The sequence below is a fragment of the Mesorhizobium sp. LNJC394B00 genome, from assembly GCF_000502555.1.
In the GTDB taxonomy this organism is placed as follows: Bacteria; Pseudomonadota; Alphaproteobacteria; order Rhizobiales; family Rhizobiaceae; genus Mesorhizobium.
This window is the reverse complement of sequence record NZ_AYWH01000013.1, coordinates 77,016-96,117: the sequence shown is the minus strand read 5'-3', so window position 1 is coordinate 96,117 and position 19,102 is coordinate 77,016. Positions and strand designations below refer to the sequence as shown.

Here is a 19,102-nt window from a genome sequence, read left to right as displayed (position 1 = left end):
GGTGACGTGAACAATCACCAGCCTGCCATGACCGCCCCCTCTCAGCGAATTTGCAGAACTCTCAGCACACTACCCAAAAGCGTCGGAGGTCTTGGCCAAAACCGACGCGGCCGGGGATGAGGACGCTATCAAGAAAAGCTATCAGGCTGTGCAGAAGCTTTTCAAGGTAGGAAAAGGCGCGAGATTTTTCGGCGCCGGGAAATAATTGCCGCATTTTCGTAGCGTGAAAGTCCGCTAAGGCGGGCGTATTTGGGGTGCCTCTCACTTAACCAAGAGGCACCTGATGACAACGTTTCTCCGCTTCAAAGACCTTAAGGCGCGCGGCATCGTCGGTAATTGGCCGACTCTGCTGGACTGGATAAAGGAAGAAGGATTCCCGCCGGGCCGTTACTTCGGCGCCAACACGCGCGTCTGGACCTCCGACGAGATCGAACTGTGGACTGCATCGCGCCCCCTGGCAAATGGGGAGGCCGCATGATGACCGGCCTTTGTCACGCAAATTCCGAAGCGGTGGTGATCGCCGCTGCCTGGTACGCCGCACACCGACACGAGTTGACCAGCGGCATCATCCCCGGCCTACGCGAACGATTTGGGCTGACGCCTATTCAGGCGCTTGAGGTGCTGCGCCTTGCCAAGTTGGGAGGCGGCGCCAATGCTTCGGTCTCTTAACAGCGAGAAGCCGGCGGCGCACGACGCGCCAACCGGCCTCGAAATCTCAAGTGGCTTGGCAGCAACATCTGAGACTTTCGACACTACCAAAACACCGCGGAAAGGCAACGGGAAAGTCACGGCCCAAGCTGCATGGAAGTTGCGCAATCCGGCTGCGGTTCGCGCGCATTCCGCTGTGCAACACGCGGTCAAGACCGGCCGCCTGGTGCGCAAACCTTGCAAGAAATGCGGCAACCCGCGCTCCGACGCACACCATCCGATTGAGACGGATCCAGACGCATATTCGAAGAAACTAGCCGTCATATTTCTATGTCGACGCTGCCATCGCCGAACCCACCGCCGGTCGTTGAGCCAAAGGGGTGCTTCATGAGCAACGAACGCCCCTTCACTCTGGTTTCTCCGAAGCTGCACAGTTCAAAGCGTTACCTCGCCCTCGATGACAGCGGGCGAGCCCTCTTCAACTATGTGCTTCACGGGCAGCACCAAAATTCCTGCGGCTGTTCGCAGATCAAGCCGGCATATGCGGCCGCCGATCTCATCTGGCCCGCAGAGAAGTTCCTGCTGTACAGAGGCAAGTTGCTGGATGGCAGCCTGGTCGATCTCGATGCCGACACCGACGAAATCTACATCGAGCGGTGGTTCAAGCATCACGCCAAGGGCAGTTGGAAGTTTGGCAAAGGCATCATGAGCCAGATTGCCAAGATCGAATCTGGCCGGCTCCAAGAGAAGGTGCATGCCGAATTCGCCGGCACCTCGCTCGGCAAGGCCGCGCTGGAGGCCGAGGAAGCCGAACAGGCAGCGGCGCCAAGCGTGACCAATATCACGAGTCGCCTTCTCGGCACCCGTCTCATGCAGAGAGGCGGATAGCCTATGGATAGGGTATCGGACGCCTATCGATATACAGAGACTAATACGGAGACTGAAACGGAGACTGAAACTAAACAGATACGAAAAACAAAAACTAAAACTTTTTCATCATCGCAAATCGCGAAAGCCGAGACCGTCACCAAGCGTCGCAAGGGGCTTTGGAGAGAAGAGGCGCCAGGGCCGGATGTCGGCGCTCTTCCCATCAAGGCCAACGTAGCGGCGCTACAGCCGGGACTCGGGAAGCCTGTGGTCGGGAGGTTCGGAACGCACCGGCCCACGATATCGCATCGGCGGCGCCGCACCTATCAGATCGCTTATGGGTGGCTGCTGCTCAACAGGGCGAACGTCCGCATCGACCGCCTTCCGCATGAGCCAGGCAGGACACAGTTCCTTCAGTACCGATTTGAGATAGTCGACCATGCAACGGCAACGCGCGTTGCCGCCTGCCGGTTCCGCTGCCCGACTTGGCGCTCACATACCGAGCGTTTGAGTGCTTCCGGCAGGTCGAGCCGCCTCAGCGAACAGCTCGGCCGCTGCCTGGACCTTGTCCGCTGCGTCTTCGACCCTGTCAAAGCGCATCAGCACACGACACTGGAGCATCGCCAGACGCGCCGCATGGTAAAGCTCGCTGCGCTTGTGACCGTCCGAGTCCAAGGGTTGAAACAGCATCGTCATGGCGAAACCCCTCCCTCCGATGCCCGGCTCCAGTCGAAGTCGAGAGGCCGGGCCGTTAGACCGCGATCAATAGTCGGAGTCATAATCGCTGTTGTCGTCCTGCTGAATGACGACGTGACGGCGGTGATGCATCGGACGGTTGATCGATCCGGTGACCACAAAGTCGCTGGACCGGTGATGATGCCGGCGCCAGGCGCGCTCGCCATTGTCGTAAAACGCCTGCTCGCCATGATGGCGGCGATGGAGACGGTGTCCGTTCCGATAGATGACCACACGGTCGTTATTGTTGTCGTCCCAATAATGGCGGTGGTGATGTCGCTGGGTCTGGACGACGATGCCTTCTTCTGCGGACGCGACCGCAGGCGCAGCCAAGCAAAGGGCCAATGCGCCCAGAATGATGGTCTTCATTTCGAGTTCTCCAAAACCTAAATCGCCCTTCGGTGGGGAAACTTTGCTCAAGGACTTTGGTTCCGACAGCCATCGGGGCGTGCCCATGAGCGGTACGTCAGGCGATCGTCTTGAAAGACGCCGAAAGCTCGGTCGTGAGCGCCAAGCCCGCCACAAGGAACGCAAGGAGTTGGGCGGCATCATTTTGCCTATCCAAGTCGATTTCCCGCTGATCAACCTGATGCTGGAGGCGGGCGCAGTAGACGAGGCAGGTAGCCGCAATCGAAAGCGGATCGGCAGAGTGATCATTCGAATAGCCGCTGACGCGTTATCATCAGCCGTTGCTTCCGGGCGTAGAGTCCCAATCGACAAGGAGTGACAGCATGCTCGCCAGAACGCCAAAAACATCTGAGACCGACTTCGCTAGTATTCTGAAGATTCCAGCTAAGCCAGCAGCCATTTCAGAAGCTGATGCAGCCTGGCAGCATGCCGTCTCCCAGAGAGAGGCAGGTCAGGCCCGACACATCGAAGCCACGCGCCAACTCCACGCCCAGGTGCCAGGCCAACCGCCTGTGATCACCCTGCGTGAGGTGGAAGAGATCGGCTTGACCCTGGAGCCGCTCTTCAAAGCCGAGAAAGACGCAGCAGAAAAGCGTTCGTCACTTCGTGAGCGCTACGACCAAGATACGCATGCCTTCCTAGCCTCGGCACTGGACAGATTTTCCGATGCGGTGTCCGACAAACTGGGTGAACTCGAAACCCTTCTCGGACTGGGAAGCGCTCTCCATGCCGCCTCTGTTGCCGCCGGTGTGAAGTTGCCTCGCCGGCTTCCTTCAGTTTGCGGAAACATCATCAACAGCTCGATCTATACGGCTCGCAACCTCGTCAGACACGCCGCGCTGGCGCCCGCACCTGTATGGACTCGGCAGGAGGCAAGCAAATGAACGCACCATCGAGCAAAGCCATTCACGCGTTCGACGGCGCCATGACCTCGATCAATGCACCAGACGCGACTCGTTATGTCCCGCAGGAAGAAATGCGCAGGATGGAAGCTCGCGCCTTGATCGGCCGACATCAGCGCGGCGAGCGCCTCACACCAGACCAGGCAACGAAGGTGAATCGCGAGCAGGCGTCGCAGTCTCTGGAAGACCTGCTCAGGAAGATAGACGAAGAGGCGAGCAATCCAATCATCGCTCTCAAAACCGCAGTTGGATACCTGCTTGGAGAGATGGCAGCGCGAGGAAGCGGCCAGTATCTCAAGCGCTATGAGCTAGAGGAGCGCCTTAGCCTCGTTGAAGCCCGCGCGCTATCGACTGCGAAGATCATGTCGAAAGCGCGCGTGCGGGTGCCGGCCGGCAGACGACCTGCGAAGCCTTGATCATGGTCGTGTCCGACGCCACCAAGACGCTAATGGTCCGGGTGATGCTTCGGGTGGAGAACGAGATCTGCCGCAAGCTTTCGGACAACGAGATGGACCTGATCATCTTTGAAGTCGACCGCTGGGTCAAAGCCCGCGAGCCAGTGCTGCACTGATGCCGGGGGGGAGATCTCAAAAGCTGCATAGAAGCATCCATGCGACCGGTTCCCCAGCACTATTTTGCCGAACGGTGCCCCCGTTTCTCCACACCAATGAATGAGCCATGAAAAGACGCGGACCAAACCCACCTGGACACCTGAGCGACGAGGCCAAGGCCTGGTGGCGTAGAGTCGTCACCGATTTCGAATTGGAGGGGCACCATCTTCGGCTGCTGCAGCTTGCGGCCGAAGCGTGGGACCGTTCGCAGCAGGCCCGAGCCGTGATCGACAAGGAAGGAATCACGACCGTTGACGATCGCAAAAACGTCCGTGCTCACCCAGCGGTAGGCATCGAGAAAGACGCTCGGACGGGGTTCGCAAGGTTGGTCAGGGAACTGGATCTTGATGTTGAAGTGCCGCCAAGCCGCACTCGGCCGCCGGGCTTGCGCTCTAACCGGAGGGGTGTTTTCGATGCCGGTTAAACGTCGCAGGGCGAAGGGTAAGCCGTTGCGGATCACGCCCGCCTCGATCGAGGCTTACAGGCGCGCGATTATCTAGAACTGCACCGCGCGTTGGGTCTGTTTCCTTGGGAAATGTCGCCGCTACCAGCTCGGTACGATGCGCTTGGCTGCGACCCAGACTGGGTGATGCCGGAGCAAACCCATAACCTGTTTGAACTGTCGTTTCAGCAGGCTCTTGAATTGCAACGCGAGTTAGAGGCGGCCTGCAAATGATGATCGCCGGCTATGCCGCAACATTCGGAGTCGTGGTCAACGATCAACACGTGATTGCGGCCGGCGCGTTCGACAGTCTTCTCCAGCGCGGCATTTCTCCCAAAATGCTCATGGAGCACGACGGCGAGCCTGTCGGCCAATGGTTGAAAATCACTGCGGATGAAACTGGCCTGTTTGTGGTCGGTCGAGTCGAGGCCGCAATGGCAATCGAGAAGATCGAGGCCGGCGTTATCGGCCTGTCACTCGGTCGCAAAATAGGGCTGCGCAAGGAGATCGAAGGCGGCATCTCACTGTGTCCACAGGTCTACCATGTCGGCGAAATCTCGATCGTTCATGAGCCCGGCGATCCCACGGCCCGCATCACTGAATTCTGCATTGGGAGCGTCTGACCATGGGCATTGGCAGCATAAATGCTAGACCTATAGGGCACTGGCATTTCGGGGACACGGCAACGCCGATCGTCGCCGATGTACCTAATGTTCAGACCACGCTTCCAACATCCGCCTATGGACAGACCATACCTGTGGTCTGGGGGAAGTGTCGGCTGCCGGCTGCCTACATCTGGGTTCCGCCGATCCTCACGGTGACTTCGACCCATCAGGAATACTGGGACACCATCACCACGACCACGGCCAAGATGTCGGCCCGGCTTCGCTTTGCCAGACCCCTGGTTCCGGATTCGACCTGGACGTTGCGCAAGTTCTACGCCAATGGCAAGCTGATCTATGACGCAACGACGGGCTATCGTCAGAGCGGGCTAAAGTTCAAGGCATACGACGGCCGTTCGACCCAACTCCGCGATCCCACCATGGTGGCCGAAGAAGGGGCGACCAACGTTTCCGCGCATCGCGGTTACCTCGATATCGTGGTGACTGATTTCGATATTGTCGGTCTAGGCGCACCGCCTGTTTTCGAGGCTGAATGGATTCAGGCGGCATCGGTCGCGGCCAAGGCTGATTTCACCGTCTTGCTCTCAACACCCATCATCACCGTTCCTGTCGTTGATTGGCTAACGGGGACATTCTACGCAGTAGATGATGACCTCTATATCCGCCGTTTCCACATCAGTGGTTTGCGTGAGATTTTCGCTGTTAAGATCACATTTCTCTCATTCACATACGCTTTTATTGAAAGCGGAAGCCTTCGATATATTCCGGGATTGCATTGTCTTTTTGCGCTTGCCAAACGTACCGGCGGGTACCCGGCGCTATACGCCATCCTCATCGACGCCGAAACCGGCGCCGTTGTAGCTGAAGATACCGCCGGTACCGGGGCTCAGTTTACCGCTGCCTCCGCACTTTGTACGTTCGGATCGGCGTCGATCTTCGTGGGTGATTCAAGCGGCCTGGGCATCCATTTCATCCATCGGATCACGCAAGGCAAGGTCATCCCGACCTTTAACGAAGTAGGTTGGGAGGGCTACAGCCAAGTCAATTGTTTGACCTTCGGCACTGTCCGCACCAATGATGCCGACCTGTGGATTTGCGCTGACGACAAGCTCGTCAAATCGATTGTTACGTCGATGGGCGCGCTGGCTACAACGACCGAGTTTGCCAGCTTTTCGACCGATCTAGTCTATCTGGTCTGGCATGACGGCGACGTGATTGTTTTCACCGACGATGCGCAAGCGATTCGGGTTGATGGCGCGACCGGTGCAACGGTCTGGACGAAGGCTGTTCCCTACCAGATCACCAGCAGTTTTGCCGAGCCGGAAATGCACCGCCTGGACGGCGTTTTCTTCTACCAGGAAAGCACCTCCTACAATTTCACCGACCTCGACACTGGCCTGACAACTTCGGTTTCCAAGACTTCAGTCACCGTTCCCAAGGTGGTCTATGACGGGCAATCGAACCTGGCCGTAGCAACGAGCCAGTTCATAGCCAAGCCCTACCGCACCCTATTCAACACGTCGGATGATGGCACGGAAAGACCCCTGGTGGACTTCCTGGACGAGTCAGAAATCGGATTCGAGGGCGTCATTGACGACATGGTGCAGGGCGCCGTGGTCGATGTCACCGCCTCCGTTCGAGAGATCGCCCGTAGCGTCTGCGAACCCTATTCAATCGCCTTTTTCGAGCGCTGAAAGGAAGCCTTCGGCATGAGCACCAAACGCAATAAACCCGTCCAGGAAAAGGACGAAAAGCCGCCCCTGGATCCCAAGCAGATTGCTGAGGCATGGGCGATCGTGGCCGGCATGCTGCCACCTGGAGCAATGTTGTCATGACCCTTCGTTATGTACGTTCTGGAGCCGCTGGCGCCGCGACTGGTGCCGATTGGGCCAATGCCTATCTGACGCTTGCGGCGGCGCTGACCGCCTCGGCCGCCGGTGACACCATCTACGTCTCGGAAGATCATGCCGAATTGCAAGGCTCATCAATAACGCTGACTTCTCCCGGCACGGCGGCGTCGCCCGTCAAGGCGATATGCGTAAATCACAGTGGGTCTGTCCCTCCGGTGTCGGCCGACATACGCACAACGGGAACTGTGACCTGCACTGGGAGTTCCAATCTGTCGTTTGCCGGTGGGCCGGCCGTCTACGATGGGATGACCTTCACCGGCACCACAACAACAGGGCACGTAATTGTCGCTGGCGCTGTCGATGGCGCGATCAAATTCCGCAATTGCGCTCTCCGACTCGGAGGGTCTAGCTCAAGTTCAAAGATCGACCTCGGGAACACTTCATCAGGCGGAACCGGCATCGAGCTTTACAATACCACGATGCGGTTCACCAATGTGGGTCAGGGTGCCGTCATCAATGCCGATGTCCTCTGGACGAACACGCCTTCCGCCATCACCGGAGCAACGATTCCGACGACCCTATTCCTCTTCACCAGCGCGCGCGGTGCAAAGATCGACTGCCGTGGCGTCGATTTCAGCGCGCTTGGATCAGGCAACACGATCGTTGGCAACAGTTCGGGTCAGATCGCCGTCCAGGCGCTCTTGACCGATTGCAAGACAGGCGCATCGGTCACGATAGGCGCCACGCCAACGGCGAAGGGCCAGGGCGGCGTTGACTATCTTCGTATCGACTCCGGCGGCACCAACTACAAACATGGCCGCATTCGCTACGAAGGGACCGAGACCGAGGAAACGACCGTCGTCCTTTCAGGTGGGGCGAGTGATGGTGCTACCCCCATCTCTCACAAGATCGTCACGACCGCGAATTGCTCGGAACACTTCCCATATGAGAGCATTCCGATTGCGATCTGGAACACGACCACCGGATCGTCTGTCAACGCTGCCGTTCAGGGTATCTGGGGCGGCGGCGCGGTTCCGAACAACGATGACATCTGGCTAGAGGTTGAATATCTCGGCGATGCATCTTTCCCGATGGCGTCATTTGTCAATGACGGGAAGGCGGATCTGCTGGCAGCAGCGGCTGGTCAGGCGGCAGGCTCGGGCACCTGGGGCGGATCAACGACCAAGTTCAAGCTGGATGCGTCGTTCACGGCTCAACAGGTTGGTTGGATATTTTGCCGGGTCAAAGCCGCCAAAGCCTCATCGACCTTCTACATCGATCCCAAGGTGACTTTGAGCTAACCGGCGAGCGCCAAATGCGTCCATTCCACGGTTGAGTCCCTACATCAGAAGCCGCTAAACTGTCCGGTGTTGTTCACGATCCGGACAAGGCCATGAAAATACTTCGACCGAGATCCAAGCCAAAGAAGGCTTACCCGAACAGCGATAGGTACGGTGAGGACGGGCGGCGAATTTACAGCGCATACGCCGCTGCGGACGGGAAGAAGCCTGCCAATCGGCGCAAACAGCACCGCCGCCTCATGCTCATAGCCGGGGCATCAGTCGCTGCGGTTCTTAGCGCATTGTTTTACCTGATCGGGGCTGGCTAGCCCGCGATCGCCATTCCAAAGCCAACGCCTAGGCCGACAGCCAGGCCAAGGACAAGCTTGGCGGCAAGATCGAGGGCGAAGGCGCTGACGGGGCGCCACACGTCCTGGCGGGGCTCTCTCAGGGCTTGGGAGAGATCGTCAAAGATCGTTTCCATCGGTCGAGTCTAGATCGAAGCGCCGAATCTGTGAATCCCCTGTTTGTTCCGCCAAAGTCTAACGATCAGGGGAGCGCAATGGAAAGCACGTGCAGTAACGGTTGATTCAACCATTGCTGGTAAATTGTGGGATGTGGGTGGCGGCTCCGACAGTTCGGGGTGGAACTCGATGCCAGAGCCGCCTGCGCAGCCAAGGTTGGGGTTTGACCGCGCCGTCCTATTCTGGGACAGCGCGGTCAACGATTCGTNCAGAGCCGCCTGCGCAGCCAAGGTTGGGGTTTGACCGCGCCGTCCTATTCTGGGACAGCGCGGTCAACGATTCGTTAAAACGCGCCGGAACTAATTAAGCACGCGCTAATTGACTCGCGGTCTCGGGAGTCAGTGCATGCGTGAAGTTCATTCCTCCGATGATGAAGCCGATTTTGGCGGGACAAGCCTCCCGAGCGTCACGTACCGGCCGCCTTCTTCGTCTTCCCTCTTCCTAGAGATCGGCCATTCGTTGGGCGAGTGGGTTGTTCGCATCATAGGCAGGAACGGTGAAACGTATTCCCGAGCATTCGAAAATGAGGCAGATGCCGTCGCTTTCGCTGGCGATCAGTCTTCTCGTCTAGGATTGGAAGCTCCCCCGAAGCGAGCAACTTGCCGCCCTTCGCTGAACATCAAAAGCGCGAATCTGTGAATCCCCCTGGAACATCGTCGCCTCGAAACACTTCGGGCGGTCGCACTGTTCCCATATCAGTGTCTCCCAAAACTGCCCACTACCTCAGCGGTTGGTGGGCTTTTTTGTACATTAGCGGAACCTGAAATTTGGGGGCTTGTTGATATAACGGCAGCGAGTGGGTGATCGCTGCTGGTCGAGGTCCGCAAGACTCGGCCGGGCTCGCATCACCTGCCCGGTCGGTGCGAGCCCACCGTCGCGCCGATGCGAACTTCCCTGTGTCGGTCTCTATTTGATACTTGGGGACGGTGGTTTCACCATCACGCGCAGTTGCATCTGGTCGATTGTTGCGACGATGGCAGCAGCCAGCGCTTCCGCCTCATCCATGAGCCCCGGCCCATAGAGACCGTTCACAGCTTCCTCGCTGGGCAGCACGCCGGGCGGGCAGTGGTCCTCGATTGTGCGCCGGATGAGCGTCAACGCTGCCCGGCATTCAGCGGCTTCGCTCTTCATAACCATTGAAACATTCACTTTAGCTAAAATGTTCCGGAACCGATTTCAGGTTGGCGGCTTGAGACTGTGAGGGAAGAACACTAGTCATGCCCATCAGACGAAAAGCCGTGGATGCCGGGATTTTTAAGCCTGCCGAATTGGCCTTGCTAGGGCGCGTTTTCGAGCAGCTTAAACTGGTCGACGACCAATCACCTGATGGGCAGGGCCGGTTGGCTTCTCGGATCATTGCCAACTACATGGCCGGGATAAAAGATGAGGCCGAACTTCTATCGCTTTCGAAGCAGCCGTTAGGGCGGTAAGGTCGGGAAAGCTAGACCTTCACCAGCCGCACAACATCAGGCGCGACCCACCACCGGGCCACCCAGGCTGACCGTTACGGCGTCCTTCTCGACCCGTGTGACGCTTTCTAGTCTCTACTCAGGAGCCGAGTGCTGGTATCGCGACGCAGTTCGGAATCGGCGCGATCGACGCCTTCAACCGTGATCGCGATTGTCCCGTTCTCAATTCTTGCAATCCACCCCTTTGCCTTCATGTACCAGAGATGAAAATCCAGATGCTCTGGTGGACAGCCTAACAACCGTTCGAGTTCGACGTCGCCAATGCCCGGATTGCCGACATCCTGGCGGCGCTTCACATAGAGCAGCGAAAGCAGTTTGGCCTGGACCAAAGCGTCCTTCTCGACCCCTTTGGGGTCGCTTGCCTCCTCGACCAATTTAAGCCGCTCGCCGGCATGCTCTCGATAGGAGATATCGTACTGGGCGCGCTTAACGGGATCCCTCAAGACGTTGTGTGCTTCTACTATTTCGCTGAAGCGGGCTTCGTTTCCAGTTTGCTGATTGTCGGGATGATAGCGCATCGCAAAGTAGCGGAATATTCGCTCAAGTGTCTCCGAGTTGGCGTTTGGGCTGATCTCCAAGAGTTCGTAGTAATCGACGAACAATGCGCTGCTCCCCTCAAACATCGCTCGACAGCCGCGCGGGGGCCGACCGCCTACCTGGCGATGCAGTGCCCTCACTCGTCGAGTTCATATACGGACAATACATTGCGCCCGGGGTCAAGATGAGCGGAAGCTAATGGACGTCAGCCAAGGCGGCTCCCGCGCGGGGTGCAATGAAAATGGCCGGCGCCGCAGTGGGAGATTGCCTGATCAGCGCCGGCCGGACGGTAATCAGGTCCGCCGCAACACAAGCGATATCCGATTCTTGACGTTACGTCATGCGTCTGGCGGGGCTCTCTTCGCTTGGTGGCCCGTGTGAAGTTAATTTCACAGACCTAGCGGCCACGAACGCCAACACTACATGCAGGCCGGTGGTGCGCAAATGCCACAAAACCAAGCCTATACCAAAAGGTTAATTGCCATCTGGTGTCACTTATGCGACTTGTAGCGCGTTGGCGGAGGGGTTTCGCCGGAACTTTCACATGCTGGAAGTCGTTAGGCTGACGAACCAATTGTCCATCCCGGAACACATAATTAAGGCTCCCAGTGCCTTAATGCCGACCTATATATCGGCTTGGACAGGCTGCTCAAAAAGGGTGGCAATCGCTTGCGGAGCTTTGATGCTCAAGTTTTTACGGAAGGAAGAGGTTATGTCTCGGATACCTCAGCCGTCCCATCCAGCGGACGGAAATGGCAGCAAGTGGCGCAAGGAGCCGCCTGCCGCTGACTATAGCGACGATATCAATGAGGCCAACTTCAAAGCCCTTAAAAAGATATCGGAGGACGAGGCCTCGCGCGAGGAATTTGACCTAATTGACGGGCCGGCGTGGTGACACTTGGGGCGGGAGTTGTATGGCGTTGCCACGCTTCCGCGCCCACTAGACATAGTGTGGTGCCACTTCCCAGTTGACGAGCTGCCGTCTAAACCAGCTCCCAAGCCCCGGCCCGGCTTAGTTCGGGCTCTCAGGGTGACAAAGGACGGCCTTCGCGGCTGGGTAGAAATTACCTACGGCACGTCCAGATATGCGCCGAGGGAAAAACCCTTCGATCTTCATATATGCAATCATAGCGAAATGATGGCTGCTGGGCTTCCCCAAGCAACCTGCTTCATACTATCTCGCACCCTCTGGCTTCCGTGGTCGAAAGACTTCTTCTCCCAACGTGAGGACGGTACCGGGCCGGTGATCGGCCATCTTTCTTCGACCTCGTTGATGCAGCTTGAGTCGCTCAAGGTGACGAGGCGCCAAGTTGGGATGGATTAGGGTAGAGACTACCTGTCTCGGCAGTTCCAGGGCAGCTAGTCGACCATGTCGCGCAGCTGCTTCTTGCCCTTCGGGTTCACATAGGCCTGCACCAGCCTGACCTTAGTGATGTCGACCGTGACCGGCGGTCCTAGGATAATTGTCACCTTGCCGCCTTCCTCGTCGACATAGGTGACGTTGCCGACAAGCTCGATGTGCTGGCCGCGCGCTTCACTTTCGTCGTGCGATCGACGATCGAATGCGGGAAGTTGTAGCTGGGTATGCTGACGCTGACGTGGTCCTCGTCGACCCGCCTGCGCACTGTGGCCGTTATCGCCACCTCGTCACCGATGCCTATTCCCCGAGCCATGCTCGAGATTCTGGAGCGGGCAGCCTTTTAGTCAAGATGTTGCTAATATACGCCGCAGCCCTTGGCCGATTGGCGGGCGCCGGCCTATATCGGCTCAATGTCAGCCGATCGCCTTACAGTCCGCTTCGCCTATCAACGCGGCTTTCAGGTCGTCGACGGAAGCACGATCCTCCAGACGTTCGAGAAACAGGACGAGGCGTTCAAGTTCGTGCTCGGCCTGGGTGCTCGCGTTTGGCTGGCGTGGTCGCGAACCGTCATAGGAGGGCAGACGGCGCCCTTCGATTTCGCCGCAGCGTTCCAGCAGGAAAAGGTCGGCCGCATCATGAAGAGGATGCACGGCCCAGCCGTAGGCACTTGGTTCTGGACCTGCCATGACGGCGGCGCGCGCGGAACAGTCGAAACGAAGGATGAGGCTGTTGCTGGAGTCGAGCGGGCATTCACGCGGCGCATCGCCGGGGCAGATTGGCGCTAGGTTCAAAGCCTTTGGCGGTACGTAACTTCCAAAGCAACAGCAGCCTACCATGGCACAGTGCGCCGAAGAGGCATTAGCCTCTCACTCCGCAAATACTGATTTGAAGGGCATTTTAATAAAATGCCATTCAACTGGTACGCTAGGCCTTCCTCTGCACTGCAATTAACTTTGACCAAACGACGTAGTGGTGTCGCGCCGGTCATTACTTGCGTGATTGCTAAAATAATGAAACGCTCCCACCCATTGGGGACGGGTTCGATGGAAGAAAGCCCAGGTAGATTTAGTTGCATTCTCGATCCGGCCGGCGCTTGGATGGTATGGGATGACGTTACCGACGAGCCCGCAACCTTGGGCGGAAGAATACTTATGGGCTGCACGCGAGAACGCGCCGAGACTGCTCGCGACGTACTCTTGCGCATTTACCAAAATAGGCTGGACGCTCGACCAGCTGGCCGCTCCCCCGCGTAAGACATGTCCCGCTGCCGGTAGCACCAGACCGCGCTGGCGAGCATCAGGAGGGCGATTGCGGCGATGTAGAGGGGGATAATGTTCATGGGCAGGGGATAACAGCGGGATTCACGGGCACAGTTTTCTCTACCCCATATCGCGACAGATTTGTCCTACCCACTATTTCCCGGTTCGACGGCGACGAAACGTCGGGTGACATGAAGAAGCTCAAGCCTCCAAAGATTTTTTCAATCACATGAAGAGGAGAGTGCCTGATGTTCGTTGCCCACCATCAAACGATCGGGGAAAAAACCAGAAGAAGGATCCAAAAGCAGGGAGTGACATGCCGGGGCTACAAGCTTTGGACAGACGCTGAAGACGGCATTTGCCGGGACGGTTATCCCGACTATGCCGCTATATCAAGAGCGCTTCCCCACCGCAGTAGCTGCGCGATCAAGAGCCGGTGCGTGAGCATCGGAATCACCAAGAGCAGCACATGGACAGCTAAGAGAGACACGCTGTTCCGCAAGCTGTATCGCACGGCTACCACTAAGGTGCTGTACGAAGCGTTTCCCGAGATGGAATCGCGTGCTATTTTCGACCGTGGTTCGCAGCAAAAGCTTTCACGACCGCGTAAGCCTTACGAGACGACCGGCATCGGCCTGTTGGACACACTGCGCGAGGAGTGTTGGCGGCAGAACATCTCGATGGCTGACCTCGATGAGTTCGCCAAGGCCAAGCGCTATTTCAAGGACAAACGTTGGCGAGGAAAGCGTGGGACCGCGAATTACAACTGCATCGTGCGCGCCATCCACGAACTCGGCGGCACTCTCTCCGTTCAGTGGGGGAGCGTCCATTGAGCACATTCTTCCGCGACCGCATTGAAGCCACGATCGAGCATCTCATTGCGGTGCTCGACGAGATGGACGGTGACACCGATCGTGAGCCTGAGCCGATCGAGGAACAGCACGACCGCGAGGCGGTTCCGCTCAGAGCATCCCCCGAATTCGTCTTAGCCGAAGTCCGACGGCGATACCGTAAAACTCATCACTGATAAGAAGAGCAGCAGCCGGCGGCTTTTGTCCGCCGGCCCTTTCGTCGCGTGAGGGGTGCAAACGCAAGCCGTCTCCCCGGAGGGAGTGCTTGACGAAAGGGGCAAATCAGCAAACTGTGTCCGTGGGTGTGAGAACCCGGACCGTGATATCTCCGATTGACCCTTGGCGGGGTCTCGCTCCCTTGGCGGGGGGCTCGGATGAACGAGGTGGGCTAATTGCCGACCTCAATGGACGCGCTTGGCGGCGCGGCTCCAACCGGCTGAATATGGCCGGGGTCGAGCGTGCTGTCCAGAGGGAAACCTTAAAAGCGTTCGAGCCGTCTCACGGCGGTTTCTCACCCCCCGGCTTTCGGTCCGTCACCGATTGTTTCTGGTCACGCCAAGTTGGCGCCTCCAGAGCCCGGCTGTGAGAAGCCGGTTAGAACCGTGGGGACTTTTCAACATGACATCACAGGCAACAACCATCGACCGGCGGCATTTGCTCGTCGGACTGGCATCGCTTCCGGTCATAGCAGGCGCAACAGCGCTTCCGGTTGCCGTAGCGGCGCTGACGCTACAGCAGAAGGCGGATGCCGTTTGGCGAGCCGCTGAGGCGCTCAGCCACGCAATGACAGACCTGAACGACCATCCCTGCACAATCTTGCCCGGCAGCAATGGCGATTGCATCGTTGTCATGCTCCACTTCGAAAGAGGCGAAGCGTCATGACCGCTCATGTCAGGATGCTGAAGCCCTACGCCATGCCGAAGGGAACAGACCCGCGCGTCTGGCGCCAGTCCGTCGAGAAGCGCCTGAACGATCTGTTGGACCGCGCCTTGTCGCTGATCACCGCCTTGGATCTGATGGAAGCGGATGTCGATCTGGAGGAAACGGCCGACGATGAATTGACGCTCGGCTGGACAGCTTCCGGTCCCCGCGGGGGCACGGACAACACCGACAGGGAGGCCGATGACGCTGAACTGGAGGAAGGCGGCGACGAGCACGAGCCCTCGCTGGGCTGGTCGATCGGAATGGACCAGGATGTGGCGCTACGTGGCGCGAAGGCGGATGTCACATTCTTCGATGGCGAACAGGACGCGGGCGACTCGCCGGAGCAGCCAGAACACAACTGAAAAACCCAACCGTTGGGAATTGCCCGCTGCCTCACGGTGGCGGGCTTTTTCAATGCGTAATAAAGCCTGCAGCGCGGCCGACTTCGATCACAGCCATAATGACTGTTGCGATGGTGACGGCCAACGCCATAGCTCGTTCAAAGTTGGCAAGTCGCCTCGCTGTGACAACCTGCTGGCCATCCCAATATAATTCGCCGCTCTTTTCATGGATGCCCAAGAGGGTGAGGCCGCTGCTGCTAATAGCCTGAACGCCCTGTGGCCATTCAGATGGCGATTGCTCTTTTACGTGGCGGTGTTTGCGAATCTGCTCCCAATCAATCATGTCTATCCCCCATCATGCTTTTGTTAGCCGTACGTTAGCCTGGCCACCCTGCCCTGTCCCGGCAAGGCTTCAAATGACTTCTAAGTTGTTGATTTATTTGGTGAGCGCGTCGGGGTTCGAACCCGAGACCTACTGATTAAAAGTCAGTTGCTCTACCGGCTGAGCTACGCGCTCCCGCGGGCTCTAAAGGCCGCCCTCGAAATTGCGCGGAACATAGGGAGAGTGCCGCGACCGGTCAACCGGAAAAAGATGGCCGTTCGAACGGGGTTTCAGCCATCGCCAGACGCGCCGCAAATTGCGTCGTCACCAGCCCGGTGAGCCGCGCCCGCAACGTGGTCGCCGCTTCGATCTGTTGGCGCGCCAAACGCGCCTTTTCTCACGCGCCAAATTCGAGAAACATTACAAATCAGCAACTTACTGTTTTGGTGGGAACCATCGCACGAGCGGGCCGTTTTCGTCTCACAAGGGACGTCAACCACCCTTCAAGGAGAAGATCATGAACAAGATCGCAACGGGTCTACTGGCGACCACCCTGTCAATTTCGTTTGCCGCGGCCGCCGCTATGCCGGCCAATGCCGCCCAGATGTTCGTGCCCCAGTCATCAGCAACTTCGTCCGACATCGTGAATGTGGGCGATTCTCGTCATGACAACTGGCGGTGGATGCGCCATGGCAACCGCAATTCCGGCAATCGCGATTTCCGCGTAGGCCGCCAGTTCTCGCGCAACAATGATGGCGGCAGCTATTGGAATGGCCATCGCGGCTATCGCGAATATCACCGCGGCTATCGCCGTCACGGCGACTACTGGTTCCCGCTGGCTGCCTTCGCCACCGGCGCCCTGATCACCGGCGCGATCGTCAACAGCGAGAACAACCGCGGCGATGCCCATGTGCAGTGGTGCTACGACCGCTATCGGTCGTACCGCGCTTCGGACAACACATTCCAGCCCAATTACGGCCCGCGTCGGCAGTGCAATTCGCCCTATTGAGCTGAGTTGGTACCAAGTGTTGTGTAGAAAAGCCCGCGCCGGCAACGGCGCGGGCTTTTCCGTAGGTTGCTTGGGTACGGGCGCGGCGGATTAGCTGGCCCAATTGACGCTCTTGAAGATCAGATACAGGGCTCCGCCTTCACCACGCGGAGAACGGTATGGGCCGAGGCCGTTGCAGATTCGAACCGCAACTGCGGTCGTCTTCCAGCCGAGCACTTCCAGGTCGTTGTTCAAATCTATCGCATAGGATTGAGCCAGCTCATCAATGGAATGCTCCTGTCCGAATGACCGAACCAGCTTTGCGTCGGCAAGCAGTTCGCCAGGCAGGTTTGAATTTGCCCAAGCCCAGAGCCAGTTGCTGGCCTTGGCACTCGTCGATCCGGCGATTTGGATTTCGGCGACGACCTTGGTGATGCCGTTGTCCGAGAACAGAAGCTTTCCTTCTGTCAGATCATAGTCATAGCGAGGCCAACTGCCGATCGGAACGCCTGCTGCAAGCGTGCATTCTTTGCATCCAATTGTTCGACAGCCTCGTCGCGCCAGGCGACATACCAGTGTGGATTCATCCCCTTCCCCCGCCACGATTTACTACCGTACGCTCAGCGTCCGGCGCACCGCATCGCGCCAGCCGGCCAGTTTTGCCGAACGCACCGTGGCATCCATGTCCGGCTTGAAGCGGCGCTCGAGCGCCCAGCTCTTGGCAAAATCCTTCGCCTTCGGCCACACGCCTGCTTTCGAGCCGGCAAGCCACGCCGCACCCAGCGCCGTCGTCTCCAGAATGGTCGGGCGATCGACCGGCGCATCGAGGATATCGGCCAGCCGCTGCATGGTCCAGTCGGAGGCCACCATGCCGCCGTCGACGCGAAGCACGGTTTTGGCCGACGCCCCCTTCCAGTCCTTGCGCATGGCGTCGAGGAGATCGCGCGTCTGGTAGGCGACGGATTCAAGCGCCGCGCGGGCAAACTCCGCCGGGCCTGAGTTGCGCGTCAGCCCGAAGATCGCGCCACGCGCTTCGGCGTCCCAATGCGGCGCGCCGAGACCGACGAAAGCCGGCACCAGATAGACGTTCTGCGTGGGGTCGGCGGTTGCAGCCAAAACGCCGCTATGCTCGGCCTTGCCGATCACCTTGATGCCGTCGCGCAGCCATTGCACGGCGGCACCGGCGATGAAGATCGAGCCTTCCAAGGCATAGGTGGTCTTGCCGTTCAGCCGATAGGCGATGGTGGTCAACAGCCGGTTCTTCGAGCGCACCAGATCGGCGCCGGTGTTGAGCAGCGCAAAGCAGCCGGTGCCATAGGTCGATTTCATCATGCCTGGCTCGAAACAGGCCTGGCCGATGGTCGCTGCGTGCTGATCGCCGGCCACGCCAAGGATTTTGATTTCGGCGCCAAACAGGCTTTTTTCCGTCACGCCGTAGTCGTCGGCGCAATCCTTGACCTCAGGCAGCATCGCCACCGGGATGCGCAGGATGGAGAGCAGCTCGTCGTCCCAGACATTTTTCTCGATGTTATAGACCAGCGTGCGCGAGGCGTTGGTGGCATCCGTCGCATGCACCTTGCCGCCGGTCAGCCGCCAGATCAAAAAACTGTCGATAGTGCCGGCGAGCAGTTCGCCCTTTTCGGCGCGCTTTCTCGCACCGTTCACCTTGTCCAGCATCCAGGCGATCTTGGTGCCGGAGAAATAGGGATCGAGCAGCAGGCCGGTCTTTTTGGTGAACTTTTTCTCCAGGCCGTGTTTTTTCAGCTTCTGGCACAGCGGCGCGGTGCGGCGGTCCTGCCAGACGATGGCATTGTGGATCGGCTTGCCGGTCGCCTTGTCCCAGATGACGACGGTTTCGCGCTGGTTGGTGATGCCGATCGCCGCCACATCCGAGGCCTCGCGGCCGGCGGCCTTCAGCGCGCCTTTGACCGTCGCGACGACGCTTGCCCAGATCTCTTCCGGATCATGCTCCACCCAGCCGGAGGCAGGATAATGCTGCGTGAATTCCTGCTGCTTGCTGCCGGCGACCTTCATCGCGCCGTCGAACAGGATCGCCCTGGTCGATGTCGTACCCTGGTCGATTGCAAGGATGTATCCGGTCATTAGTCCTCCCGGTAGCTCGCCTATACAAACAGGGGAGACGGCAAGATGCCGCCTCCCC

27 protein-coding genes and 1 tRNA gene are annotated in these 19,102 nt (G+C 58.6%); 18 read left to right on the top strand and 10 right to left on the bottom strand.

Going from position 1 to position 19,102, the window contains the following annotated elements; all coding sequences use genetic code 11:
• Positions 1-283: 283 nt before the first annotated feature.
• From X751_RS137065 to X751_RS137075, 3 genes are all read left to right on the top strand, one after another.
• On the top strand, positions 284-478 hold the full coding sequence (locus X751_RS137065) for a hypothetical protein (RefSeq protein WP_023746196.1): 195 nt from the start codon (positions 284-286) through the stop codon (positions 476-478).
• Entirely contained in the window at positions 475-669 is a 195-nt protein-coding gene (locus X751_RS137070) for a hypothetical protein (protein WP_031247352.1), read from the top strand. The genes X751_RS137065 and X751_RS137070 overlap by 4 nt, the downstream gene beginning before the upstream one ends.
• Before the next feature lie 366 nt (positions 670-1,035).
• On the top strand, positions 1,036-1,536 hold the full coding sequence (locus X751_RS137075) for a hypothetical protein (RefSeq protein ID WP_031247348.1): 501 nt from the start codon (positions 1,036-1,038) through the stop codon (positions 1,534-1,536).
• Positions 1,537-2,007: 471 nt separating this feature from the next.
• Here X751_RS137075 and X751_RS02185 read toward each other — a convergent pair whose 3' ends face one another.
• Together X751_RS02185 and X751_RS137080 are read right to left on the bottom strand one after the other, a co-directional pair.
• Complete coding sequence (locus X751_RS02185; RefSeq protein ID WP_023746193.1) at positions 2,008-2,211, bottom strand: hypothetical protein; 204 nt, start codon at positions 2,209-2,211, stop codon at positions 2,008-2,010.
• A gap of 66 nt (positions 2,212-2,277) precedes the next feature.
• Positions 2,278-2,619, bottom strand: coding sequence for a hypothetical protein (locus tag X751_RS137080; protein WP_023746192.1), 342 nt, complete (start codon positions 2,617-2,619; stop codon positions 2,278-2,280).
• Between X751_RS137080 and X751_RS137085 the strand changes: the two genes are divergently transcribed.
• The 9 genes from X751_RS137085 (at position 2,606) to X751_RS1000000167250 (ending at position 8,387) form a co-directional block, all read left to right on the top strand.
• Positions 2,606-2,977: a hypothetical protein gene (locus X751_RS137085; protein WP_156936418.1), complete on the top strand. Its 372-nt coding sequence runs from the start codon at positions 2,606-2,608 to the stop codon at positions 2,975-2,977. The two genes, X751_RS137080 and X751_RS137085, sit on opposite strands and share 14 nt — an antisense overlap.
• A gap of 4 nt (positions 2,978-2,981) precedes the next feature.
• A complete protein-coding gene (locus tag X751_RS137090) occupies positions 2,982-3,542 on the top strand; it encodes a hypothetical protein (RefSeq protein WP_023746190.1) in 561 nt (186 codons plus the stop codon).
• A complete protein-coding gene (locus X751_RS137095) occupies positions 3,539-3,976 on the top strand; it encodes a hypothetical protein (protein ID WP_023746189.1) in 438 nt (145 codons plus the stop codon). Before X751_RS137090 ends, X751_RS137095 begins: the two co-directional genes overlap by 4 nt.
• A gap of 2 nt (positions 3,977-3,978) precedes the next feature.
• The gene (locus X751_RS1000000167255; protein WP_023746188.1) at positions 3,979-4,131 is read left to right on the top strand and encodes a hypothetical protein; all 153 of its coding nucleotides are present in this window, start codon (positions 3,979-3,981) and stop codon (positions 4,129-4,131) included.
• Positions 4,132-4,238: 107 nt separating this feature from the next.
• Positions 4,239-4,595, top strand: coding sequence for a P27 family phage terminase small subunit (locus tag X751_RS137100; protein ID WP_023746187.1), 357 nt, complete (start codon positions 4,239-4,241; stop codon positions 4,593-4,595).
• Positions 4,596-4,843: 248 nt separating this feature from the next.
• A complete protein-coding gene (locus tag X751_RS137105) occupies positions 4,844-5,236 on the top strand; it encodes an HK97 family phage prohead protease (protein WP_050592414.1) in 393 nt (130 codons plus the stop codon).
• Positions 5,237-5,238: 2 nt separating this feature from the next.
• Entirely contained in the window at positions 5,239-6,930 is a 1,692-nt protein-coding gene (locus X751_RS137110) for a hypothetical protein (protein WP_156936417.1), read from the top strand.
• A 15-nt stretch (positions 6,931-6,945) separates the two neighbouring features.
• Positions 6,946-7,071: a hypothetical protein gene (locus X751_RS1000000168530; protein ID WP_280806728.1), complete on the top strand. Its 126-nt coding sequence runs from the start codon at positions 6,946-6,948 to the stop codon at positions 7,069-7,071.
• Positions 7,068-8,387, top strand: coding sequence for a hypothetical protein (locus X751_RS1000000167250; protein ID WP_156936416.1), 1,320 nt, complete (start codon positions 7,068-7,070; stop codon positions 8,385-8,387). Before X751_RS1000000168530 ends, X751_RS1000000167250 begins: the two co-directional genes overlap by 4 nt.
• Positions 8,388-9,796: 1,409 nt before the next feature.
• On the opposite strand, the gene X751_RS137120 is transcribed toward X751_RS1000000167250, so the two are convergent.
• The gene (locus tag X751_RS137120; RefSeq protein WP_032893282.1) at positions 9,797-10,027 is read right to left on the bottom strand and encodes a hypothetical protein; all 231 of its coding nucleotides are present in this window, start codon (positions 10,025-10,027) and stop codon (positions 9,797-9,799) included.
• 80 nt (positions 10,028-10,107) lie between these two features.
• Between X751_RS137120 and X751_RS137125 the strand changes: the two genes are divergently transcribed.
• Positions 10,108-10,320: a hypothetical protein gene (locus X751_RS137125; protein WP_023746180.1), complete on the top strand. Its 213-nt coding sequence runs from the start codon at positions 10,108-10,110 to the stop codon at positions 10,318-10,320.
• Positions 10,321-10,427: 107 nt separating this feature from the next.
• Here the strand turns inward: X751_RS137125 and X751_RS137130 are convergent, their stop codons facing one another.
• Positions 10,428-10,961: a J domain-containing protein gene (locus X751_RS137130; RefSeq protein WP_023746179.1), complete on the bottom strand. Its 534-nt coding sequence runs from the start codon at positions 10,959-10,961 to the stop codon at positions 10,428-10,430.
• Positions 10,962-11,440: 479 nt separating this feature from the next.
• Here X751_RS137130 and X751_RS137135 point away from each other — a divergent pair, with 479 nt between their 5' ends.
• Positions 11,441-11,791 carry a hypothetical protein gene (locus X751_RS137135; protein ID WP_023746178.1) on the top strand — a complete coding sequence of 117 codons (351 nt, stop codon included), beginning with the start codon at positions 11,441-11,443 and terminating at the stop codon, positions 11,789-11,791.
• Positions 11,792-12,362: 571 nt separating this feature from the next.
• Here the strand turns inward: X751_RS137135 and X751_RS01000000164385 are convergent.
• Both X751_RS01000000164385 and X751_RS1000000167245 read right to left on the bottom strand, forming a co-directional pair.
• Positions 12,363-12,569 (bottom strand): hypothetical protein, encoded by a 207-nt coding sequence (locus X751_RS01000000164385; RefSeq protein WP_348524587.1) that lies wholly within the window; start codon positions 12,567-12,569, stop codon positions 12,363-12,365.
• A 100-nt stretch (positions 12,570-12,669) separates the two neighbouring features.
• Positions 12,670-12,942 carry a hypothetical protein gene (locus tag X751_RS1000000167245; protein WP_156936415.1) on the bottom strand — a complete coding sequence of 91 codons (273 nt, stop codon included), beginning with the start codon at positions 12,940-12,942 and terminating at the stop codon, positions 12,670-12,672.
• Positions 12,943-13,763: 821 nt separating this feature from the next.
• Between X751_RS1000000167245 and X751_RS0134415 the strand changes: the two genes are divergently transcribed.
• From X751_RS0134415 to X751_RS137160, 3 genes are all read left to right on the top strand, one after another.
• Positions 13,764-14,348: a hypothetical protein gene (locus X751_RS0134415; RefSeq protein WP_050592413.1), complete on the top strand. Its 585-nt coding sequence runs from the start codon at positions 13,764-13,766 to the stop codon at positions 14,346-14,348.
• A complete protein-coding gene (locus tag X751_RS137150; protein ID WP_023746173.1) occupies positions 14,345-14,542 on the top strand; it encodes a hypothetical protein in 198 nt (65 codons plus the stop codon). The genes X751_RS0134415 and X751_RS137150 overlap by 4 nt, the downstream gene beginning before the upstream one ends.
• Positions 14,543-15,244: 702 nt before the next feature.
• The gene (locus tag X751_RS137160) at positions 15,245-15,652 is read left to right on the top strand and encodes a hypothetical protein (RefSeq protein WP_023746171.1); all 408 of its coding nucleotides are present in this window, start codon (positions 15,245-15,247) and stop codon (positions 15,650-15,652) included.
• A gap of 49 nt (positions 15,653-15,701) precedes the next feature.
• Here the strand turns inward: X751_RS137160 and X751_RS137165 are convergent, their stop codons facing one another.
• Both X751_RS137165 and X751_RS137170 read right to left on the bottom strand, forming a co-directional pair.
• Positions 15,702-15,974, bottom strand: a complete 273-nt coding sequence (locus X751_RS137165; RefSeq protein ID WP_023746170.1) for a hypothetical protein — start codon at positions 15,972-15,974, stop codon at positions 15,702-15,704.
• A 98-nt stretch (positions 15,975-16,072) separates the two neighbouring features.
• Positions 16,073-16,148: transfer RNA gene (locus X751_RS137170), tRNA-Lys, on the bottom strand.
• A gap of 322 nt (positions 16,149-16,470) precedes the next feature.
• Between X751_RS137170 and X751_RS137175 the strand changes: the two genes are divergently transcribed.
• Positions 16,471-16,962, top strand: a complete 492-nt coding sequence (locus X751_RS137175) for a BA14K family protein (protein WP_023734331.1) — start codon at positions 16,471-16,473, stop codon at positions 16,960-16,962.
• 90 nt (positions 16,963-17,052) lie between these two features.
• Here the strand turns inward: X751_RS137175 and X751_RS02290 are convergent, their stop codons facing one another.
• Positions 17,053-17,544, bottom strand: a complete 492-nt coding sequence (locus X751_RS02290; RefSeq protein ID WP_023746168.1) for a DUF6882 domain-containing protein — start codon at positions 17,542-17,544, stop codon at positions 17,053-17,055.
• A 6-nt stretch (positions 17,545-17,550) separates the two neighbouring features.
• Positions 17,551-19,044, bottom strand: a complete 1,494-nt coding sequence (gene glpK, locus X751_RS137180) for a glycerol kinase GlpK (protein ID WP_023746167.1) — start codon at positions 19,042-19,044, stop codon at positions 17,551-17,553.
• Positions 19,045-19,102: the final 58 nt, after the last annotated feature.